Origin of the sequence: Micromonospora sp. NPDC050980, assembly GCF_040653835.1 — a bacterium.
GTDB lineage: Bacteria > Actinomycetota > Actinomycetes > Mycobacteriales > Micromonosporaceae > Micromonospora.
The window spans coordinates 1-20219 of the sequence record NZ_JBFAGS010000044.1 but is presented as its reverse complement, the minus strand read 5'-3'; the positions used below and the strand labels follow the sequence as shown (position 1 = coordinate 20219).

The 20219-nt window shown below is 73.4% G+C and carries 8 protein-coding genes and 2 pseudogenes; 3 read left to right on the top strand and 7 right to left on the bottom strand.

Annotated elements, in window-relative coordinates:
* From AB0H28_RS29550 to AB0H28_RS29530, 5 genes are all read right to left on the bottom strand, one after another.
* A partial coding sequence (locus AB0H28_RS29550) for a type I polyketide synthase (RefSeq protein WP_358047260.1) occupies positions 1–10142 on the bottom strand: 10142 nt, incomplete at its 3' end.
* Positions 10143–10330: 188 nt separating this feature from the next.
* On the bottom strand, positions 10331–12187 hold the full coding sequence (locus tag AB0H28_RS29545) for a hypothetical protein (protein ID WP_358047257.1): 1857 nt from the start codon (positions 12185–12187) through the stop codon (positions 10331–10333).
* Positions 12172–12981: an ABC transporter ATP-binding protein gene (locus AB0H28_RS29540; protein WP_358047254.1), complete on the bottom strand. Its 810-nt coding sequence runs from the start codon at positions 12979–12981 to the stop codon at positions 12172–12174. The genes AB0H28_RS29545 and AB0H28_RS29540 overlap by 16 nt, the downstream gene beginning before the upstream one ends.
* A gap of 91 nt (positions 12982–13072) precedes the next feature.
* Entirely contained in the window at positions 13073–14317 is a 1245-nt protein-coding gene (locus AB0H28_RS29535; protein WP_358047251.1) for a cytochrome P450, read from the bottom strand.
* Positions 14318–14472: 155 nt separating this feature from the next.
* On the bottom strand, positions 14473–15246 hold the full coding sequence (locus AB0H28_RS29530; protein WP_358047248.1) for a hypothetical protein: 774 nt from the start codon (positions 15244–15246) through the stop codon (positions 14473–14475).
* Positions 15247–15378: 132 nt separating this feature from the next.
* Between AB0H28_RS29530 and AB0H28_RS29525 the strand changes: the two are divergent.
* Positions 15379–15546: pseudogene (locus AB0H28_RS29525) on the top strand (hypothetical protein); the annotation flags it as partial.
* A gap of 201 nt (positions 15547–15747) precedes the next feature.
* On the opposite strand, the gene AB0H28_RS29520 reads toward AB0H28_RS29525, so the two are convergent.
* Positions 15748–18618 carry a CHAT domain-containing protein gene (locus AB0H28_RS29520; RefSeq protein WP_358047246.1) on the bottom strand — a complete coding sequence of 957 codons (2871 nt, stop codon included), beginning with the start codon at positions 18616–18618 and terminating at the stop codon, positions 15748–15750.
* A gap of 387 nt (positions 18619–19005) precedes the next feature.
* On the opposite strand from AB0H28_RS29520, the gene AB0H28_RS29515 reads away from it, so the two are divergent.
* Both AB0H28_RS29515 and AB0H28_RS29510 read left to right on the top strand, forming a co-directional pair.
* Positions 19006–19362 carry a hypothetical protein gene (locus tag AB0H28_RS29515; RefSeq protein WP_358047243.1) on the top strand — a complete coding sequence of 119 codons (357 nt, stop codon included), beginning with the start codon at positions 19006–19008 and terminating at the stop codon, positions 19360–19362.
* Positions 19363–19418: 56 nt separating this feature from the next.
* Positions 19419–19823 (top strand): hypothetical protein, encoded by a 405-nt coding sequence (locus AB0H28_RS29510; RefSeq protein WP_358047240.1) that lies wholly within the window; start codon positions 19419–19421, stop codon positions 19821–19823.
* A gap of 313 nt (positions 19824–20136) precedes the next feature.
* On the opposite strand, the pseudogene AB0H28_RS29505 reads toward AB0H28_RS29510, so the two are convergent.
* Positions 20137–20219, bottom strand: a pseudogene (locus AB0H28_RS29505) (IS5/IS1182 family transposase); the annotation flags it as partial.

The following is a 20219-nucleotide window of genomic DNA, read 5'->3' as shown; positions in this document are numbered from 1 at the left end:
AAGCGCACCGCCTCCCGCACGTGCCGCACCCAGTAGTCGACGGTGAACTCCTCGACCGGCTCACCGGTCAGGTTCGACACCACCGGGATCCGCGGGGCGGCGAAGTCGACGTGCCCGATCGCCGCGGCGAACTCGGCCAGCATCGGCTCCATCAACGACGAGTGGAACGCGTGCGACACCGTCAGGCGCGTCGCCTTCGCGAACCGCGACGCCAGCTCCTCGATCGTCTCCACCAGCCCGGACAGCACCACCGACGTCGGCCCGTTCACCGCCGCCACGTCCACCCGTTCGGCCCACCGGCTCCCCGCCTCGGCCGCCCGCGCCGCCAGCACCGCGCGCACGTCGGCCTCGGACGCCTGCACCGCCAGCATCGCCCCACCGGACGGCAGCGCCTGCATCAACCGACCGCGAGCGGCGACCAGCGTGACCGCGTCGTCCAGCGACATCACCCCGGCGACGTGCGCGGCGGCGATCTCACCGATCGAGTGACCCAACAGGTAGTCCGGGGCGACCCCCCACGACTCCAGCAACCGGAACAACGCGACCTCGACCGCGAACAACCCCGCCTGCGCGTGCACCGTCCGATGGATCGCCTCGGAACTAAGGGCCTCCCGCAGGCCCTCGAACCGGTCCACGATCGCGTCGAACACCTCCGCGAACACCGGGAACCGCCCCGCCAACCCGACACCCATCCCGACCCGCTGCGCGCCCTGACCGGTGAACAGGAACGCCAGCGCGCCCGGCGTGACGACCCCGGTCTCGGCCCCGTCGCCGACCAGCACGGCCCGATGGTCGAAGACGACCCGCGAGCGGATCAACGCCGCACCGGCCCGCGCCGGATCCAGGTCCGGCCGCTCGGCGAGGAAGTCCCGGATCCGCTCGATCTGGGCCCGCATCGCCGCGGCGTCGGGCGCCGAGAGCACCAACGGCACCGGCCCGCCGGCCCGCACCGGCTCGGCCGTGACGACGGCCGGCGGCGCCTCCAGCACGACGTGCGCGTTGGTCCCGCTGATCCCGAACGAGGACACCCCGGCCCGCCGGGCCCGGCCGGTCTCCGGCCACGCACACGGCTCGCGCAGCAGCTCGACCGCGCCGCCGGCCCAGTCGACGTGCGGCGTCGGCTCGTCGACGTGCAGCGTCCGGGGCAGGAGCCCGTGCCGCATGGCCAGCACCATCTTGATGATCCCGCCGACGCCCGCGGCAGCCTGGCTGTGGCCGATGTTCGACTTCAGCGAACCGAGCCGCAGCGGACGGTCGGCGGGACGGTTCCGCCCGTACGCCGCGATGATCGCCTCGGCCTCGATCGGGTCGCCGAGCGTCGTTCCGGTGCCGTGCGCCTCGACCGCGTCGACGTCCCGCGGCTCCAGCCCGGCCGCCTCCAGCGCGGCGGCGATCAGGCGTTGCTGGGACAGGCCGTTCGGGGCGGTCAGCCCGTTCGAGGCGCCGTCCTGGTTGACCGCGCTGCCGCGGACCACCGCCAGGATCGGGTGCCCGTTGCGCTGGGCGTCGGAGAGCCGTTCGAGCACCAGCAGCCCCGCCCCCTCCGACCAGCCGGTGCCGTCGGCGGCGGCGGCGAACGACTTGCACCGGCCGTCGGGGGCGAGACCGCGCTGCCGGCTGAAGTCGACGAACGTGCCCGGCGTCGCCATCACGGTGACGCCGCCGGCCAGCGCCGTCGTGCACTCGCCCCGGCGCAGCGCCTCCGCGGCCAGGTGCACGGCCACCAGCGACGACGAGCAGGCCGTGTCCACGGTGACCGCCGGGCCTTCGAGGCCGAACGTGTACGCGACCCGACCCGAGACGACGCCGCCGGCGACACCGATCGCGGCGTACCCGTCGAGGTCCGGGGTGTCCGAGCCGGCGAGCAGCGTCTGGTAGTCGTGGTACATGACGCCGGTGAACACGCCGGCCCGGGTGCCGCGCACGGTGCGCGCGTCGATGCCGGCCGACTCGAACGCCTCCCAGGCCGTTTCGAGCAGGATCCGCTGCTGCGGGTCCATCGCCAGGGCCTCACGCGGCGAGATGCCGAAGAACTCCGCGTCGAACGCGTCGGCGTCGTGCAGGAAACCGCCCTCGGTGGCGTACGTGGTGCCCGGCCGGTCGGGGTCGGGGTCGTAGAGCGCGTCGGTGTCCCAGTTCCGGTTGGCCGGGAACCCGGTGACCGCGTCCCCGCCCTCGGCGACCAGCCGCCACAACTCGTCCGGCCCGGTCACCCCGCCCGGGTAGCGGCAGCTCATCCCAATGATCGCGATCGGCTCGCCGGCCGCCGCCACGACCGGGGTCGCGGCCGGGGCCGACGACACGGCCGGCGCGCCCAGGCGCTCGGCGAGGTAGTCGGCGACGGCGTTCGGGGTGGGATAGGTGAACACCAGGGTCGCGGGCAGGCTGAGCCCGGTCGCCCGGGCCAGCCGGTTGCGCAGCTCGACCGCGGTGAGCGACTCGAAGCCGAGGTCGGCGTGCACCCGGTCCGGGTCGACGGCCGCCGGCGACGCGTGCCCGAGGACCGCCGCCGCCTCGGCGCGTACCAGATCGAGCAGCCGACGACGGCGCTCGGCCGGGTCGTCCGCGGTGAACGCCGGGGACGCCCCGGTCGCGGCGGCCCGCCGGGTCGGCTGCCGGACCAGGCCGCGCAGCAGGGCCGGGACGGGTTCACCGCGGGTGCCGATCCGGGCCGCCACCGCGTGCGCCGGGCCGGACCGCAGCACGGCGTCGAAGAGCGCCAGGCCGTCCTCGGTGGACAGCGTACCGCCGAGCCGGGTGACGTCGCGGCCGGTGAGCTGCCCGGTCATCGCGGACGTCTCGGCCCAGAGCCCCCAGCCGATCGAGGTGCCGGCCAACCCCTGGCCGCGCCGCAGTGCGGCGAGGCCGTCGAGGAAGCCGTTGGCGGCCGCGTAGTTGGCCTGCCCGGCGGTGCCCAGCGTCGCGGCGACGGACGAGAACATCACGAAGAAGTCCAGGTCCGTCCCCGCCGTCAGCTCGTGCAGGTGCAGCGCGGCGTCGGCCTTGCCGCCGAGCACCCGGTCCAGCCGGTCGGCGGTCATCGCGGTCAGCACGCCGTCGTCGAGGGTGCCGGCGCAGTGCACCACGCCGGTGAGGTCGATCCCGGCGATCACGGCGGTCAGCGCGGCCCGGTCGGCGGCGTCGCAGGCGACCACCGTGGCCTCGGCCCCGAGGGCGCCCAGCCGCTCGACCAGTCCGGCCGCGTCCGGCGCCGCCACGCCCCGACGGCTGGTCAGCACCAGCCGGCGTACGCCGTGGGCGGTGACCAACCGCTCGGCGACAAGCGCGCCCAGCACGCCGGTGCCGCCGGTGACGAGCACCGTGCCGCCGGTGGCGGGCGTGTCCTCGGCGGCGGTGACGGCCAGCCGGGTCAACCGCGGCACGTGGGCGACGCCGTCGCGCAGGGCGACCTGCGGTTCGTCCGCGGGCAGCGGCTGCCCGCCGAGGTCGCCGTCGGTGTCGACGAGCAGCAGGCGCCCGGGGTGTTCGGTCTGCGCCGACCGCACCAGCCCCCAGACCGCCGCGCCGGCCGGGTCGGTGACCGGGCCGCCGACCGGCACCGCGCCGTTCGTCACGATCACCAGCGGCTCGTCGCGGTCACCGCCGACGTGCTCCTGGATCGCGGTGAGGACCCGGGCGAGTCGCTCCCGCAGCGGACCGTCGGCCCGCAGCACCGTCCCGGCGGCCACGGTGGCCGGGGCGTCCGACGGCGTCCAGCGCACCTCGAACAACGCCTCGCGCAGCGCCGAGGCGGCGGCGGTGAGCGCCGCCGGCGACACCGGGCGGAAGGTGAGCGCGTCGACCTCGGCGACCGGCGCGCCGGCGGCGTCGGCGAGCGACACCGCGACGGTGTCCGCGTCGACCGGGCTGATCCGGGCCCGCAGCCGGGTCGCGCCGGTGGCGTACAGTCGCACGCCGGACCAGGCGAAGGGCAGCACGGCGCCGTCGAAGGCCAGCAGCGCGCCGTGCAGGGCCGCGTCGAGCAGCGCGGGGTGCAGCCCGAACCGGTCGAGTCCGGCGGCGGCCCCGGCCGGCAGCTCCACCTCGGCGTACGTGTCGTCGCCGGCGCGCCAGGCCCGGCGCAGCCCGCGGAACGCCGGGCCGTATCCGTAACCGGCGGCGGCCCGCTCGGCGTAGAAGTCGCTCAGATCCAGCTCGTCCGCGCCGGCCGGCGGCCACGCGGTCAGCCCGGCGTCGCCCGGCGGGCCCGGTTCGGCCACCGTGCCGGTGGCGTGCACCGTCCAGTCCGGCCCGTCCGGTGCCCGCGAGGCGATCCGGAGCGCGCCGTCCTCGACGATCACCTGGATCGCGACGTCGCCGGTGGCCGGCAGGACCAGCGGGGCCTGCAGGGTCAGCTCGCCGAGGCCGGGCACGGCCTGCAACGCGATCTCGGCGAACGCCGCCCCCGGCAGCAGGGTCTGCCCGAGCACCGCGTGGTCGGCCAGCCAGGGCAGGGCCGCCGTCGACAGGGTGCCGTGCCACAGGGCGCCGGCGCCGGCCAGGCTGATCGGCTCGCCGAGCAACGGACCGTGCGGCTCCAGCCAGAACCGCTGCCGTTGGAACGGGTAGGTGGGCAGCTCGCCGACTGGGCCGTCGCCGGTCACCGCCCGCCAGTCGACGTGCCCGCCGAGGGTCCACAGGTCACCGGCCGAGCGCAGCATCCGGGCCAGGCCGCCCTCGCCCCGGCGCAGCGAGCCGACGGCCACGCCGCCGCGTTCGCCGATTCCCGCGGTCAGCACCGGATGCGGGCTGACCTCGATGAACACCCGGTGGCCGGCGGCGATCAGGCCGGTCACGACGTCGTCGAAGCGCACCGGGCGACGCAGGTTCTCGAACCAGTACGCCGCGTCCAGCTCCGCCGGGTCGATCCGCTCGCCGGTTACGGTGGAGTGCATCGACAGCGTGCCCGCCCGCGGGGTCAGCCCGTCGAACGCGGCCAGCAGCTCCGCCCGCAGGCCGTCGACGTGCGCACTGTGCGAGGCGTAGTCCACCGGCACCCGCCGGCACCACACCCCCTGCTGCGCGCACCGGGCCTCGACGGCGTCCACGCCGGCCACGTCGCCGGAGAGCACCACCGACGCCGGGCCGTTGGTCGCCGCGACCGACACCCCGGCGACATCCTCGATCAGCGCGGTCACCGCAGCGGGGTCCGCGGCCACCGCGAGCATCCCACCGGTGCCGGCGATCGCCCGCAGCGCCGCCGCGCGCACCGCCACCACCCGGGCGCCGTCCGGCAGCGACAGGGTCCCGGCCACCACCGCCGCCGCGATCTCGCCCTGCGAGTGCCCGACCACCCCGGCGAGCTCGACGCCGAACGTCCGCCACACCTCGGCCAGCGACACCATCACCGCCCACAGGGCCGGTTGCACCACGTCGACGCGCAGCAGCCAACTCTCGTCGGCCGACGCCAGGACGTCGAGCAGGGACCAGTCCACGTGCGGGGCCAGGGCCGCCGCGCACTCGGCGATCCGGGCGGCGAAGACCGGCGACTCGGCCAGCAGGTCGGCGGCCATGCCGAGCCACTGGGCGCCCTGACCGGGGAAGACCAGGACGACGCCGCCGTCGGCGGGGCCCGCCGCGCCGGCCGGTTCCACCGCGGCCAGGCCGGCCAGCAGGTCGTCCCGGTCGGTGCCGACCACCACCGCCCGGTGCTCCAGCACCGCGCGCGTCGACACCAGCGCCCGGGCCACCGCGGCCAGGTCGAGTTCCGGCCGCCCGGCGACGAACCCGGCCAGCTCGCGGGCCTGCGCGGCCAGGGCCTCCGCCGACCGGCCCGACAGCGTCCACGGCAGCGCCGGGCCGGCCGCCACGGGCGACGCGACGCCGGCCGCGACCGGTGCCTCCTCCACGATCACGTGCGCGTTCGTGCCGCTGATGCCGAACGAGGAGACGCCCGCGCGGCGGACCCGGCCGACCTCGGCGGCCCAGTCCCGCGGCTCGGTCAGCAGCCGCACTGCCCCGGACGACCAGTCGACGTGCGCGGACGGCGCGTCCACGTGCAGCGTCGCCGGCAGCACGCCGTGCCGCATCGCCAGCACCATCTTGATCACGCCGGCGACGCCGGCGGCGGCCTGGGTGTGTCCGAGGTTCGACTTCACCGAGCCGAGCAGCAGCGGCCGGTCCGGCGAGCGGTCCTGCCCGTAGGTCCCCAGCAACGCCTGCGCCTCGATCGGGTCGCCCAGCCGGGTTCCGGTGCCGTGCGCCTCGACCGCGTCCACGTCGGTCGGCCGCAGCCCCGCGTTGGCCAGGGCCTGGCGGATCACCCGCTGCTGCGACGGTCCGTTCGGCGCGGTCAGGCCGTTGGACGCGCCGTCGGAGTTGACCGCCGTGCCGCGCAGCACCGCGAGGACCTCGTGGCCGTTGCGGCGGGCGTCGCCGAGCCGCTCCAGCACCAGCACCCCGGCGCCCTCGCCCCAGCCGGTGCCGTCCGCGGCGTCGGCGAACGCCTTGCACCGCCCGTCCGGCGCGAGGCCACCCTGCCGGGAGAACTCGGTGAAGATGCCCGGGGTCGACATCACCGTCACGCCGCCGGCCAGGGCCAGGTCGCACTCGCCGGAGCGCAGCGCCTGCCCGGCCAGGTGCAGCGCGACGAGCGACGACGAGCACGCCGTGTCGACGGTCATCGCCGGGCCCTCCAGCCCGAGCGTGTACGCGATCCGCCCGGACGCGACGCTGATCGTGGTGCCGGTCAGCACCTGACCCTCGACCGCGCCGGACGCCTCGTGCAACCGCGGCCCGTACTCCTGGGCCATCGCGCCGACGAACACGCCGGTCGCGGTGCCGCGCAGCGAACGCGGGTCCAGCCGGGCGTGCTCCAGCGCCTCCCACGCGGTCTCCAGCAGCACCCGCTGCTGCGGGTCCATCGCCAGCGCCTCGCGCGGCGAGATGCCGAAGAAGGCCGCGTCGAAGTCGGCGGCGTCGGTCAGGAACCCGCCGGCCGAGCCGGACGGCAGGTCGACGGTCCAGCCGCGGTCGGTCGGCAGCCCGGTGACCGCGTCGACGCCGCCGGCCACCAGCCGCCAGAACTCGGCCGGGCCGTGCGCGTCGCCGGCGTACCGGCAGCCGATGCCGACCACGGCGATCGGCTCGCTGCCGGGGGCCACGGCGGCGGTGACCGGGCGGACGGCGTCGCCGGCGCCGGCGGCGCGGCTGCCCAGGTGCCGGGCCAGTCGGCGCGGTGTCGGATGGTCGTAGAGGGCGGTGGTGTCCAGCTCGACGCCGGTGGCGCCGACCAGTTGGTTGCGCAGCTCGACCGCGGTCAGCGAGTCGAAGCCGAGGCCGCGGAACGTCCGGTCGGCGTCGACGGCATCCGGCCCGGCGTGGCCGAGGATGGCCGCCGCGTGGGCGCGGACCAGGTCGAGCGGGTCCGCCGACAGCGGTGTCGCCGCGACCGGGCGGGTCGGCCGGGTGGGCAGGGTGGCCGGGTCGTCGGTGATCCAGAACCGGTCGCGCTGGAACGCGTACGTGGGCAGCGCGACCCGGGGCCCGGCCGGCGCGCCGAGCACGCTGTCCCAGTCCGGCTCGGCGCCGGAGGCCGCGAGGGTGGCGACCGAGGTGTGGAAGCGGTCCAGGCCGCCGTCGTCGCGGCGCAGCGTCGGCACCGCGACCAGGTCGAGGCCGGCCTCGGCGGCGGTGTCCCGGACGCTGTGCACCAGTGTCGGGTGCGGGCTCACCTCGACGAAGAACCGGAAGCCGTCGGCGGCCAGGCCGCGCACCGCGGCCTCCAGCTCGACGGTACGGCGCACGTTGTCGTACCAGTAGTTCGCGTCGAGTTCGGCGGTGTCGACCCAGCGGTCGAGCGCGGTGGACCAGAACGGCACCGTGCCGGTGCGCGGTCGCAGTTCGGCCAGCGCGTCGAGCAGTTCGTCGCGGCACTCGTCGACCTGCGCGGTGTGTGAGGCGAAGCCGGCCCGTACCCGGGTGGCCTGGAGGTCGTGCGCGACGCAGTGCGCGACCAGCTCGTCCAGGGCGTCGTGAGCGCCGCCCACGACCACCGCCCGCGACCCGTTGACGGCGGCGATCTCGATCCGGCCGTCCCAGCCGGCGATCAGCTCGCGCGCCTCGTCGCGGGTCAGCGTCAGCGCGACCATGCCGCCGCGCCCGACGAGCCGGGTGTAGATCAGGCTGCGCAGCGCGATCACCCGGCACGCGTCGTCGAGGGTGAGCCCACCGGCCACGTACGCCGCGGTCACCTCGCCCTGGGAGCTGCCGGCGGTCGCCGCCGGCTCGACGCCGTGCGCCCGCCACATCGCGGCCAGCGCCGCGCGGACCGCGAACAGGTACGGCTGGAGCACGTCGAGGCGGTCGGCCGGGGGCGCCCCGTCGACGCCGAGCGCCACGTCCAGCAGGGACCAGTCGACGTAGGGGCGCAGGGCCCGGTCGCACGCCTCGAACTCGCGGGCGAACACCGGTGACTGGTCGAGCAGTGCCCGGGCCATGCCGTCCCACTGCGAGCCCTCGCCGGAGAACACGAACACGATCCGGCCGGCCCGGGCGGTGCCGGTGACGACGCCGGTGGCGGGCAGCCCGCCGGCCAGCGCGCCGAGCCCGTCGAGCAGCTCGGCCCGGTCCCGCCCGAGGACCGCCGCGCGGTGCTCGAAACCGGTACGGGTGTGCACCAGCGCGCGGGCGACGGCGAGGTCGCTGCGGTCCGGGCCGGCGCCGGCGGCGAGCCGGGCGGCCTGCTCGCGCAGCGCCTCCGGCGTGCGGGCCGACACCATCCAGGGCACCAGCCCGGCAGTCCCGACGCCGGCCGCCGTGCCGGGGACATCGCCGCCGGCCGCCGGGGCCGTGACCGCCCGGGCGACAGCGCCGCGATCCGCCGGGTCCGTGGTCGCGCCGACGGCCTCGCCGCGCGCCGGGTCGGTGGCCGGCGCCGGGCCTTCGGCGAGGACGACGTGGCAGTTGGTGCCGCCCATGCCGAACGAGCTGACACCGGCGACGAGCGGACCGGCGCCGGGCCACTCGCCGCGTTCCGTCTGGACCCGCAGGCCGAGCCGCCGCAGCGGGATGCTCGCCGGGGGTGCGGTGAAGTGCAGGCTGGGCGGCAGTTCGCGGTGGCTGATGGCGAGCACGGTCTTCAGCAGGCCGGCGATCCCGGCGGCGCCTTCGAGGTGACCGATGTTGGTCTTGACCGAACCGATCCGCAGCGGTTCGCCGGTGCGGCCGGCGCCGAGCACCGAGCCGAGCGCGGCGGCCTCGATCGGGTCACCGAGGGCGGTGCCGGTGCCGTGCAGCTCGACGTAGCGCACCTGGTCCGGGGCGAGGCCGCTGCGGCGGTGCGCCGCCCGCAGCACCCGCGCCTGCGCCTCCTCGACGGGGGTGACCAGGCTCTCGCCACCGCCGTCGTGGTTCACCGCGCTGCCGCGGATCACGCAGTGCACGGTGTCGCCGTCGGCCACTGCCGCGGTCAGCGGCTTGAGCACGAGCACCACGGCGCCCTCGCCGCGCACGATGCCGTTGGCGGACGCGTCGAACGCGGCACACCGCTGGTCGGGTGAGAGCGCGCCGAACGCGGAGAGCGCCAGGGTGCTCTCCGGGGCGAGGTTGAGCTGCACGCCGGCCGCCAGCGCGACGTCCGCCTCGCCGGAGCGCAGGCTCTGCACGGCGAGGTGCACGGCCACCAGCGAGGACGCCTGCCCGGCGTCGACGGTCACGCTCGGGCCGGTGAAGCGGAAGGCGTAGGACACCCGGTTGGCGATCACGCCCCGGTTCAGGCCGGTGGTGGTGTGCTGGCCGATCGGGGTGCCGCCGCCGCGCTGCGCGATGGTCGCGTAGTCGCCGCCGGTCGCCCCGGCGAACACCGCGGTGGCGCTGCCCCGCAGGTCGGCCGCGGTGATTCCGGCCCGCTCCAGCGCCTCCCAGCTCAGCTCCAGCACCAGGCGCTGCTGCGGGTCCATGGCCGCGGCCTCGCGCGGGGCGATGTCGAAGAACCCGGCGTCGAAGCGGTCGACGTCGTCGAGCCAGCCGCCCCTCGGGCGGTCCGGGCCGGCCGGCCAGCGGTCCGGCGGGGCCTCGCGGACGGCGTCGACGCCGTCGCGCAGCAGCTGCCAGAACTCGTCGGGGGAGGCAGCGCCGGGCAACCGGCACGCCAGCCCGACAACGGCGATGGGATCGTTGTCGGGGCTGCGGTTCTCGGACATCGGCGCCTCGAATTCGGTCCGGCGGACGGCAACCGTCACGGCGACGGGCGATATCCCGAACACTATGAATGCCCTGATCACGGACCAACCCCTAGGCGAGGTGGCAGCCCCTCACCGCACCGCCGAATAAGGGGGCGGGGCAGGCATCACCACGATGCCTGCCCCGCCCCCGTTCGGCGGTCGCCGGGTCAGACCGGTTCGAGCTCGCGGCCGTCGGCCGACGACGGCGCGCCGGCGCGTCCGGCCCGGTTGTTGACCTTGGTCATGATGGCCCGGGCGTACAGGGCGACGCCGGCCAGGATGCTGACCACGGCGATCGGCACGCCGTAGAGGGGCCGCACGTACATCGCCAGGAACCACGACTTGACCTGGATGTCGGCCAGGATGAACACCAGCGGGATGATCCCCTGCGGGATCAGCAGGATCGACCCGAGGCCCCAGCTCAGCCCTTCGACCGTGCCGCCCTTCCTGGCCGCCTCACCGTCGGCGGCGGCGCGGACCACTGTGGGCCGGCCGGTGCGCATGGTGTGCAGCAGGTCGGACCCGTCCGCGCTGAGCTTGCGAACCGCCGCACCGCCGAGCACCCAGGCGACGACGATGCCGGTGAGCACGCCGACCGGCACCCCGGCCCAGGTCAGCCACGGCTGGTCGAACCGGGTGCCGAGATAGACCAGGGCGAGCGCCGGCGCCGGCGGCAGCAGCCCGACCCAGAACAGGACGTTGGACTGGCCGGTGGTGTCGGCGCGCTCCAGCGGGTTGCTCGGCCGCTTGTGCGCGTCGGGGCCCGGGACCATGCCGAACACCGACGAATAGATGATCAGGCCGGCGCCGCCGCCGAGCAGCGCGGGCACCGCGGCGGCGACCCACGGCCAGGTCCAGGTCAGACCGCTCCACCAGACGAACGCGACGCTCGCCACGACGGCCGGCGGCGTGAAGACGAGCAGGTACGCCCACTGCCGGCCCCGCACGTCGGCGCGCTGGGTGCCGGTGGTCATCGTCTGCCACAGCGCCGTGCCGTCCTGGCTGTAGAGGTTGCAGGCCGAGGTGATGGCGAAGAGCGCGAGCGCCGGGCCGGCCCAGGGCAGCAGGAGCCGGGCGTCGAAGGTCAGCGGCAGCAGCACGGTGCCCAGCGCCCAGACGATCGGCACGACCGCGGTCGTGGTCCGCAACGGATCACGCCACCAGGTGCGCAGCTCCTTGCGGACGACCGCGCCGGTCGGGCCGCCGCCTACCGGGGCGCGGCCCGCGCTGCCCCGGATGGTGACCCGGGCCCGGCGCGGGTTGCCCAGCTCGACCGACCAGACGAGCAGCAGCAGCACGCAGAGCACGGCCAGGCCGGCCGGTGCGGCGAGGGCGAGCGGCCAGTCCCCGCGGCCGGCGGCGTCCACCGCCACCACGCCCCAGCTCGACGGGATCGCCCGCAGCGTGACGGTGGTGGTGTGGGAGAACCCGGTTTCGAGGATGTCGGAGTACATCACCGCCACGACGATCATCCAGCCGGACTGGGTGAGCACGAGCATCGCCGCGAACAGCACCCCGGTGATCGCCGCACCCACCCGGGACGCCGCGACCACACCGAACAGCGCGTAGACCACCCGGGACAGCAGCACCACGAAGATCAGTTGCAGGGCGGCGACCGGCACCGCCAGCAACGCCGGGACGAGACCCTGCCGCGCGGCGTACGTGATCAGGGCGAGGAAGCCCAGCGCGGTGACCGCGGTGGTGATGCCGACGAACGCCGCACCCAGCAACCCCACCGCGAGCCGGCGGCGCGGCACCGGCAGCAGCGTGAAGTGGTCGGCGCGCAGCACCGCCGAGCCGCCCCACAGCGGGCCGATCAGCCAGCCGAGCGTCCACATTGCGAACACGCCCGCCAGCAGGTCGCCCAGCACGTCGCCGTTGGGCAGGTCGACCAGGGAGAGCCAGATGGTGGCGGCGGCGAACAGCAGGCCGAATACCGCGCCGACGAGCATCCAGGCGGCCCGGCCGCCGGTCATCGAGTTCTTGATGATCGACAGCTTCATCCGGATCAGGACGCCAGCCACGACAGCCCCTTCCGGGTGTGCTCGTCGCCGCCGACCAGGCGCACGAACGTCTGCTCCAGGGTGGTGTCGCCGCGCACCTCGGCGAGTGGACCGGCCGCCACGACCTTCCCCGCGGCCATGATGGCCACGGTGTCGCACAGCTGCTCGACCAGCGGCATCACGTGGCTGGAGAGCACCACCGAGCCACCGGCGCCGACGAAGCCGATCAGGATCGCCTTGAGCGCCGCCGCGGAGACCGGGTCGACGGCCTCGAACGGCTCGTCCAGCACCAGCAGCCGGGGCCCGTGCAGCAGGGCGGTGGCGAGCCCGATCTTCTTGCGCATGCCGGTGGAGTAGTCGACGACCAGGGTGCGCTCCGCCGAGCCGAGTTCCATCACGTCGAGCAGTTCCTGGACCCGGCCGGCCAGCACGTCGGCCTCGATGCCGCGCAACTGCCCGACGTACGTCAGCAGTTCGCGTCCGGTCAGCCGCTCCGGCATGGAGAGCCCGTCGGGCAGCACACCCATCAGCGTCTTCGCCTCGACCGGGTCGGACCACACGTCCACGCCGAACACCTGCGAGGCGCCCTCGTCGGGTCGTAGCAGCCCGACGGCCATGGACAACGACGTGGTCTTGCCCGCCCCGTTCGGGCCGACCAGTCCGAAGAAGGAGCCCTGCGGCACCACCAGGTCGACGTGGTCGACAGCGGTGTTCGCGCCGAACTCCTTGTGCAGGCCGGACAGACGCAACGCCGCCGGCCGGCCATCCACATCAGGACTTTCCACTGCGGCGTACTGAGTGGTCGATGGCTCCATGATTCCCCTCGATGTCGCTAGGTGGCGGGCCCAGTTTGCCCGACTTGCGCTGCATATGGAAGCGCCTTCACACACTGTGGATCCACTGCGCTCACCCGGTGGAGAGAGGGAAGTGCAGCATGCCGTGGATGATGAACGAGTCGCGGCGTCGGGGCTCGCCCGCCACGCGCAGGTCGGGCAGACGGGTCGCGATCGCCCGGAACGCCGCCTCGGCCTCGACCCGGGCCAGCGGCGCGCCGAGACAGTAGTGGATGCCGGCCGAGAAGGACAGCGTGTCGGCGGCGCTGCGGCGGGTGATGTCGTAGCGGTGCGGGTCGTCGAAGACGGCCGGATCACGGTTGGCGGCGGCGGCGAGGATCGCGAGTTCGCCGTCGACCGGAAGGATCTCCCCGGCGAGTTCGATCTCCTGGTGGGCGACCCGGCGATACTGCTGCACCGGCGGGTCGAACCGCAACGTCTCCTCGACCACGCCCGCCGCCAGGCCCGCCGGGTCGGCGCGGAGCATGTCCCACTGCTCCGGGTTGGCGAGCAGCGCCCGCACGCCGTTGCCGATCAGGTTGACAGTGGTCTCCGAGCCGGCGAGCGGCAGGAACATGCACAGCGGCTCCAGCTCGTCCATGGTCAGCCTGCCGTCGTCGATCGCGGGCAGCATCTGGCTGATCAGGTCGTCACCGGGGTTCTCCTGCCGCAGCTTGATGATGCCGCGGAACATGTCGGTCAGCTCGCCGATCGCCAGATCCACCCCGCGCACCTTGTGGAACGAGACCACGCCGTCGAGCAGGGGCGCGATGCGCCGGCTCAGCCGCGAGAAGCGCGGCCGGAGGTCGTCCGGGATGCCGACGAGGTCGGCGATCACCGTGACCGGCAGCTTCTGCGCGAACTCGGTCATCAGGTCGAACGCGGAGCCGTCGGTGGGCAGCTCGTCGATGAACTGGGCGCAGAGCTGGTCCGCCCGGTCCCGCCACCTGCCGGCCATCCGCGGGTTGAGCGCCGGGATGGTGAGCTTGCGCAGGCGGGCGTGGTTCGGCGGGTCCAGTCCGAGCATCGAGTTGTCGAAGTTCATGAACTCCGGCACCTTCTGCCCGTCGGCCAGCCGCACCCCGAACCGGCGGTCCCGCAGCACCTTGTTGGCGATCTGGTGATCGGTCGTCACCCACGTGCCGAGCGCGCTGCGCGGCAGCGGCCCGAGCGCGCGGATCTGCTCGTAGACCGGATAGGGGTCGGCCGGCCCCCGCAGCAACCGGGCGTAGAGGTCCCCCTGGTCGGCGGCCTTCTCCAGGATGTCGTAGTAACCCGCCATCCGCGCGCGCAGCCCGGCGTCCGGAAGTGTCGTCATCACCAACCTCCAGGGGCGACTCGGTCCGAAAGCCACCATAAGGACCAACCCACCCCTAGCCGGAACCCCAGAAATCCCGCCCACGCCACGCCCGCCGGACGGCGACGGCGGGCGGGTCCGTCGAGCGGACCGGCCCGCGGTCGGGGGCCCTCGGGTCAGCAGCCGAGCCGGCGGCCGGCCAGGGCGACGTCGTCGATCCAGAGGTCGAACTCGCCCGGCGTCGTGCCGGCCTGATAGAGCTGCCAGCCGATCTTCACCGTGTCGACCGCCGGCAGGACGAAGGGCACGTCGTTGCCGCCGTGTTCGGTGGTGGAGGCGGTCAACTCCGGGTTCGCCACGCCGTCGAGCCACACCGCCACCCGGTTGTCGGTCGCGTCCAACTTCCACTCGACGCACTGCCAGGCGTCCTCGGTGACCGGGGCGGACTCCCGCCAGTTCGTCCAGTCGCCGGTCGGTCCGCCGTCCGCGCCGACACCCCAGAAGGTTCCCGGGACCGTGGGCGCGTACTGGCCGCCGACCGGCCGGACGACCTCCGCGCTGCCGGCGCCGGTCGCCTCCACCAGCGTGAAGTGTGCCCAGTCCGGGGCGGTGGGGAAGGCGTCGACGCGCAGACGCATCCGACCGTAGAGCCCGGTGGCCGGCGCGGCGACGTCGTCGACACGCAGGAAGGCGCGCCCGTTGTCGACCGTGTGCACGTGCAGCACCTGGTTGCCGCGACGGGCCCGCTCGACGGTGAGCGTGCCGCGACGGGTGTCGACCCCCCAGTTCACCGTGCTGGGCCCGCCGACGGGAAGTCGCTCGAAGTCCTCACAGAACACCAGGCCACGGTGACACGAGCGGGCGGAGGCGGCCGACGCGCCGGTCGGAACGCTGCCGGCCGCGGCACCGAGGAGCAGGGCGGCGGTGCACACCGCGAGAAAGCTACGCATGGTCGTCCTCCACGACGGCCGGCTCCCGCAGCGCGGAACCGGACCGGTTGATGCCGGGATGCTCTCGTTCGCACCGCTGGCGATCGGAGCCATTCGAGCACGACCGCGCGCGACTCCGCAACATCGACGTTCATCATTATCAGAGTTTGTCGCCCGGCGAGCGGACCCGCCGCGGCGTCCACCGCCGACACCCGGATCGAACGCCGATCCGACCCCACCGCGGTACGCCGACTGAAGGCCACGGCCGCCAGCGATCTCACCATCGGCGGTGCCAAGCTCGCGGCGCAGGCCATCCGGGCCGGGTTGGTCGACGAGTGCCAGTTGTTCGTTTTGCCCGTCGTCGTCGGCGGGGCAAGCCGGGGCTGCCGACCGGCATGCGCGTCCCAGCAGCGACGGGTCGGGCACGGGCTCCGCGACCAGGTTGTGCGGCCCGTGCTGCCTACGGGCGACCTGCCTGGGTCGAGAGGAACCGCGCCGGTGTACGGCTGCCAGAGACCTCGGTCAGGCGCCGGTGTAGGCGAAGGCGGCCCAATGCCTCGGATCGGCGTACGGACACTCGTCGAACCCGCCGGGCGGATCGATGTCGGTCAGGAGCGCGGTCAGGTCGGCCCGGGTCGCGGTGCGGAGCCAATGCTGGGCGTGGTTCAGTGCGACAGCCGGTTCGTGCCCCTCCTGGCACCACAGATGGTAGAACGCGGTCATCAGATAGGTGGTGGCGAGATCGTCGACTGACCACGCGGTCGCGATCACTCCGGCGAACCCGATCTGGATCAGGGCCGACGGAAGTCCGATCCCCTCGTTGGGTAGCGCGGAGCCGCTGATGTTGGTCTGGCAAGCGGAGAGCACGGCCAGGCGGCGTCGGCTCGGCACCAGGGTATGGCGCAGTTCCTCCAGCGTGACCTGGCGGTCGGCGAAGTACAGTCGGCTGTCCAAGATTGAGCCTGGTTCGGCGGAGCCGTGGCAGGCGAGATGCCATACGGTGTGCTCGGCGGCTGCGGTGCGGAACTCCTCCCACGTGCATGCATGGCTCGGCGACGTCGGCTTCCCCGTCCAACGACGGGTGACCTCGGTCGTCTCTCGGGTGACGTACCGCAGATGGCCGCCCGGGTGGACTCCGTAGCCGTCCGGTACGTCGATGACGAGCAGCGTCTGCTCCCGACCGACGAGTTCCCGTGCCGTATCGCGGCAGCGCCGGAGGCCGCGTGCATTCGGCGCGTAGCGGATCGCGGAGAACTGCCCGACGTGGCGCCACTCGGTGCGTTCGTCGCCGGGCGTCCCCGGCTCGCCGGCGGCGTGCAACGGCAGGAGGTTGAGCAGACCGACCGGCACCAGCGTGACAATTCGACCCCTCGCGCTCAGAAGGACAAGGTCCCGCATGCCATCGTTCCACAGGACACGGAGCGCCTCGCTCATCGGATCGTTCTTCGTCCGCCCCAGCGGTAAAATCTCGCGGGCCCGAGCGGGCTTTCCGTCCATGATCGCGAAGCGGGTGAGGCCGGTCGCAGCCTCTGTTCCGGGCAGCACCTCGCCAACGAGCCCGGCGACGGTGGCCCGGTCGAGCTTGGGCAGGTCGACGTACTGCGGGTCGTGCCGGGCGGCGACCACGAGCGCGTACCCGCCGGCCTTCGCCGCGGCGAGGTAGACCAGGGCACCATCGCCGGTCTCGGCGGTAATGGCTTCGTAGGTCACCGCGATGGCCAGCGGATCCGCCCCGGTCACCACGGCAACACGCCGGGCGACGTCCCGCAGGCAGGTCCAGGATCGCCGGAGGCCGGCGGACGAGTGGCGTGTCCGCTCATCGAAGTCCTCGGTCGCGCGTCTGTACTCGTCGGCGAGGTCTGCCCGGCCGGCGGCGTGGAGGTGATCGGACACCGCGTCGTTGTCCCGCCCGATCACCTCGGTCAGGCCGATCGCCCGCCCGGTCTCCAACGCGAGGACCGCATCCCGGTACCGCCCAGTCCGTGCCAGCCAGTATCCGGCCTCTTCGGCGTACTCCTGGGCGGCGGCCAGCACCCGCTGTTTGGCGCGAGCGCCGTATCGGGCGACGGCGTCTTGCGATGCCAGATCAACCAGTTGTTGGTACGCCTCGGCGGCGTATTCGGAATTGCCAGCGCCGACGGCCCATTCCGCCCATGCCACGGCCAGGCGGGCCCTCGCCGCCGTGCTCCACGGCGCATTGACCGAGTCGCGCCAAGCACGGTGCCGATGTTCGTTGCCGGGGCTACCGGTGAGCGCGTCCCGGGCGGCCAGCGCTTCCTGAAGCAGAAGCCGATCGTCCGCGTCGTAGCAGCGCCAATGGCGACATCTGCGGCGAATCAGCCGCACCGCCTCGCGCACGTCGGCACGTTTCTCGGCGGGCGGCGCTCCGGGCCGCAGCGCCCGCCGCAACAGCAGCCTGGCCAGACCGGCGTCAGCTGCGGTGGTGCGCCGCCACCAGCGCACACCGGCCTGCCGGCCTGCGCGACACCATGCGATGCCCTCGTCGAGGTCGTCCGGATCGATCCGTGTCAGCAGCAGGCCGACAGTGGCGAGGGCCTGCGGTTGTAGCCGTCGGGAGAGTCGGTCGGACGCCTGGGAGCAGCGCTTCAGTTCCCGCACGGCCGCCGGCAGGTCTCCGGTCACCACCTGGCGCCGGCCCCGCAGAAGGTGGATGAGACCAGGGCAGAACCCGTCGCGGTCCAGGCGTCGGATCAGCTCGTCGAGCGGGCCGGTGTCATCGTGCATCTCTGCCGTCGCGATCGCCGCGTCGGCGAGTGCCAGCGCAAGCCACGGGTCCAGGTCGGCGACGGGGGGAAGGTCCGGCGGATCGTCCGTGGCCGAGGATCTTCGGCCGAACGTCCTCGTCGAGGAGACAGGCGGCAGCCCGTCGAAGGCGACCGTGGCCGACCAGCGGGTCCGCGCGATGGCGACCCGGGCGCGATGGAGCGCACGGATCTCGGCGATGCGTCGGAAGCCGTTGTGGTGCTGCTCCATCAGAACGCCCGTGATGCGGTCCGCGGCGTCCCGCATCGCATTGTGAAGTTCCACCTCCCGAGGATGGTCGATGGACGATTCGCGTTCCAGCATCACGATGCACATGGACACGAAGGTGCGCGAGATGGTCCGTCGGGTGTTGTCTTCCTCGACGTCCCGGGTGTCGATGAACGGATAGCAGTCCAGCAGATCGTCGATCGCAAGATCGAGGTCGTCGAAGGTGGCGGCGAGCTGAACCAGTTCGTACATGGTCGCCGACGTCATCCAGAAGCCGTCGGTCTCCTGCCATCGCGGCGGCCGGGCCCGGCGGTAAGCCCGCCACTCCCGGCGGGCCGCCGCGCGGTCGTCCCGGAAGTGCGCCTCCTTGTACGCCCAGACGTATTGCTCCAGCTCGGCCATCTGCCGCCGGTGCCCATTCGGGCCGCTCAGGTGATGCCGGATCCGGTATCCCCTGGCTTCATGCGCCCACGGTTCCTCGAAAGTGGCGTCGGTCGGATGGCCACAGATTCGACACGGAAACGGCCACGACGTCGGTGCCGGCTCGTCCCCTGTCCCGCAGTCCTCGTTGTTGCACTCCCAGCCTTTCACGAGGGCCTGGGGCGGCGCGAGGTAGCCGTAGGAGGTGCGCGCTGGCCGTCGATTCATGTCTCCATGCCGTCCTCTCACCGTGTCGCCGGCACGACGAGCGTTCTTCGGTGCATCCGCCGGTCTCTGACGGACAGCGGTCCGTCAGCAGAGGGCATGGGAGTGTTCAGGCGTTCACCTCGGTCCCCGTTCCCCGATGACATGTTGCGGTGGCTGGAGGTCTTTGGCCGGTACTCGTTCGACGTGCACAACAGCGGCATCGACGGCGATGACATGTGGAATCGCCTCGGGCCGCTCCACGAGTATGCGACCAGGGACCGGGAGGGCTTCCTCAGCGCGCTGCGAGACCTCGTGGCGGGCGACCAGGGCGGGTTCGCCACGTTCGGCGCCGCCCGCCTCGTCTGGGAGATGTACAGCGGGGACGCTTTGCACATCTCCTCGGCGTTACCGCTGATCGACGCCGGCATCGAGTTCAAGAAGTCGCGCGGGCTGCCGACCCTCATGTTTACCGGCTACGAGATGCAACGACTTGACCAGACCCGCCGGCACGCCGGCTAATCCCCTGCGGTCACCGCAGACCGCGTCGGTTCCGTTCGTTGAGAAGGGTGCCCCTTGTGGAAGGTTTCCTCTGCTTCGCCTTCGTCGCCGGTATGGTCGGCCTGATTGTCTGGCAGTTCATCGAGACGCGGAAGGCTGTCTCGACAACCACGTGCGAGACCGCGTGCGACCCTGCGCGGACGGCGCAGATCGTGCGCGATGCGTTCGGCGGCCCTCGTACGGTGCTGTGGACCAGCGCAACCGGGCCGGGAACGATCAACATGCGCCGGCGTGGAATCCACGGCGGCATCACGATGTCCATCACCGTCGCACCACGTGCGGGCGGTGGCTCCCAGGTGGCGATGTGGGCCTCGGAGACTACTGTCTATTTCGTCTTCTTGGTCAATTTTGCCGGTGTGGTCAACCGACGGAAAAGGGCGATCGAACGGTTGCTGGCGGCGGGTCAGGGCACGCCGAGGTGACCGTAGAGCCGCTGTTGGGCCGGAGCAGACAAAGATCGGCAATTCTTGGCAGCAGGCGAAACGCCACAGCGAAATGCAGCTCTGCCGCGCGCCACCGCGCCTACCGACGCGGGATCGCCGCTACCTGACCGGTGTTCCGGTTCGCGGCAGCGGTGGTGGTCAGGTGGGACGGCTGTGCCGCTTACTGCCGTGACCACGAACGTTCACAGTGTTGGATGACACGCCGTCCGGCCTGACGGCCCGACGACGTCGCGGCGGTCAGGCTGTGGCGATGGCAGATCCTGTACGCGTGCGGCGGCTGAGTGAGCCTTTTTCATCCTGCGTAGCGGTTGGCTTCGACGTGGTGCAGAACGAGGATGGCCTGCACGATCGGAGTCGCTCGTCGTGGGCAACAGC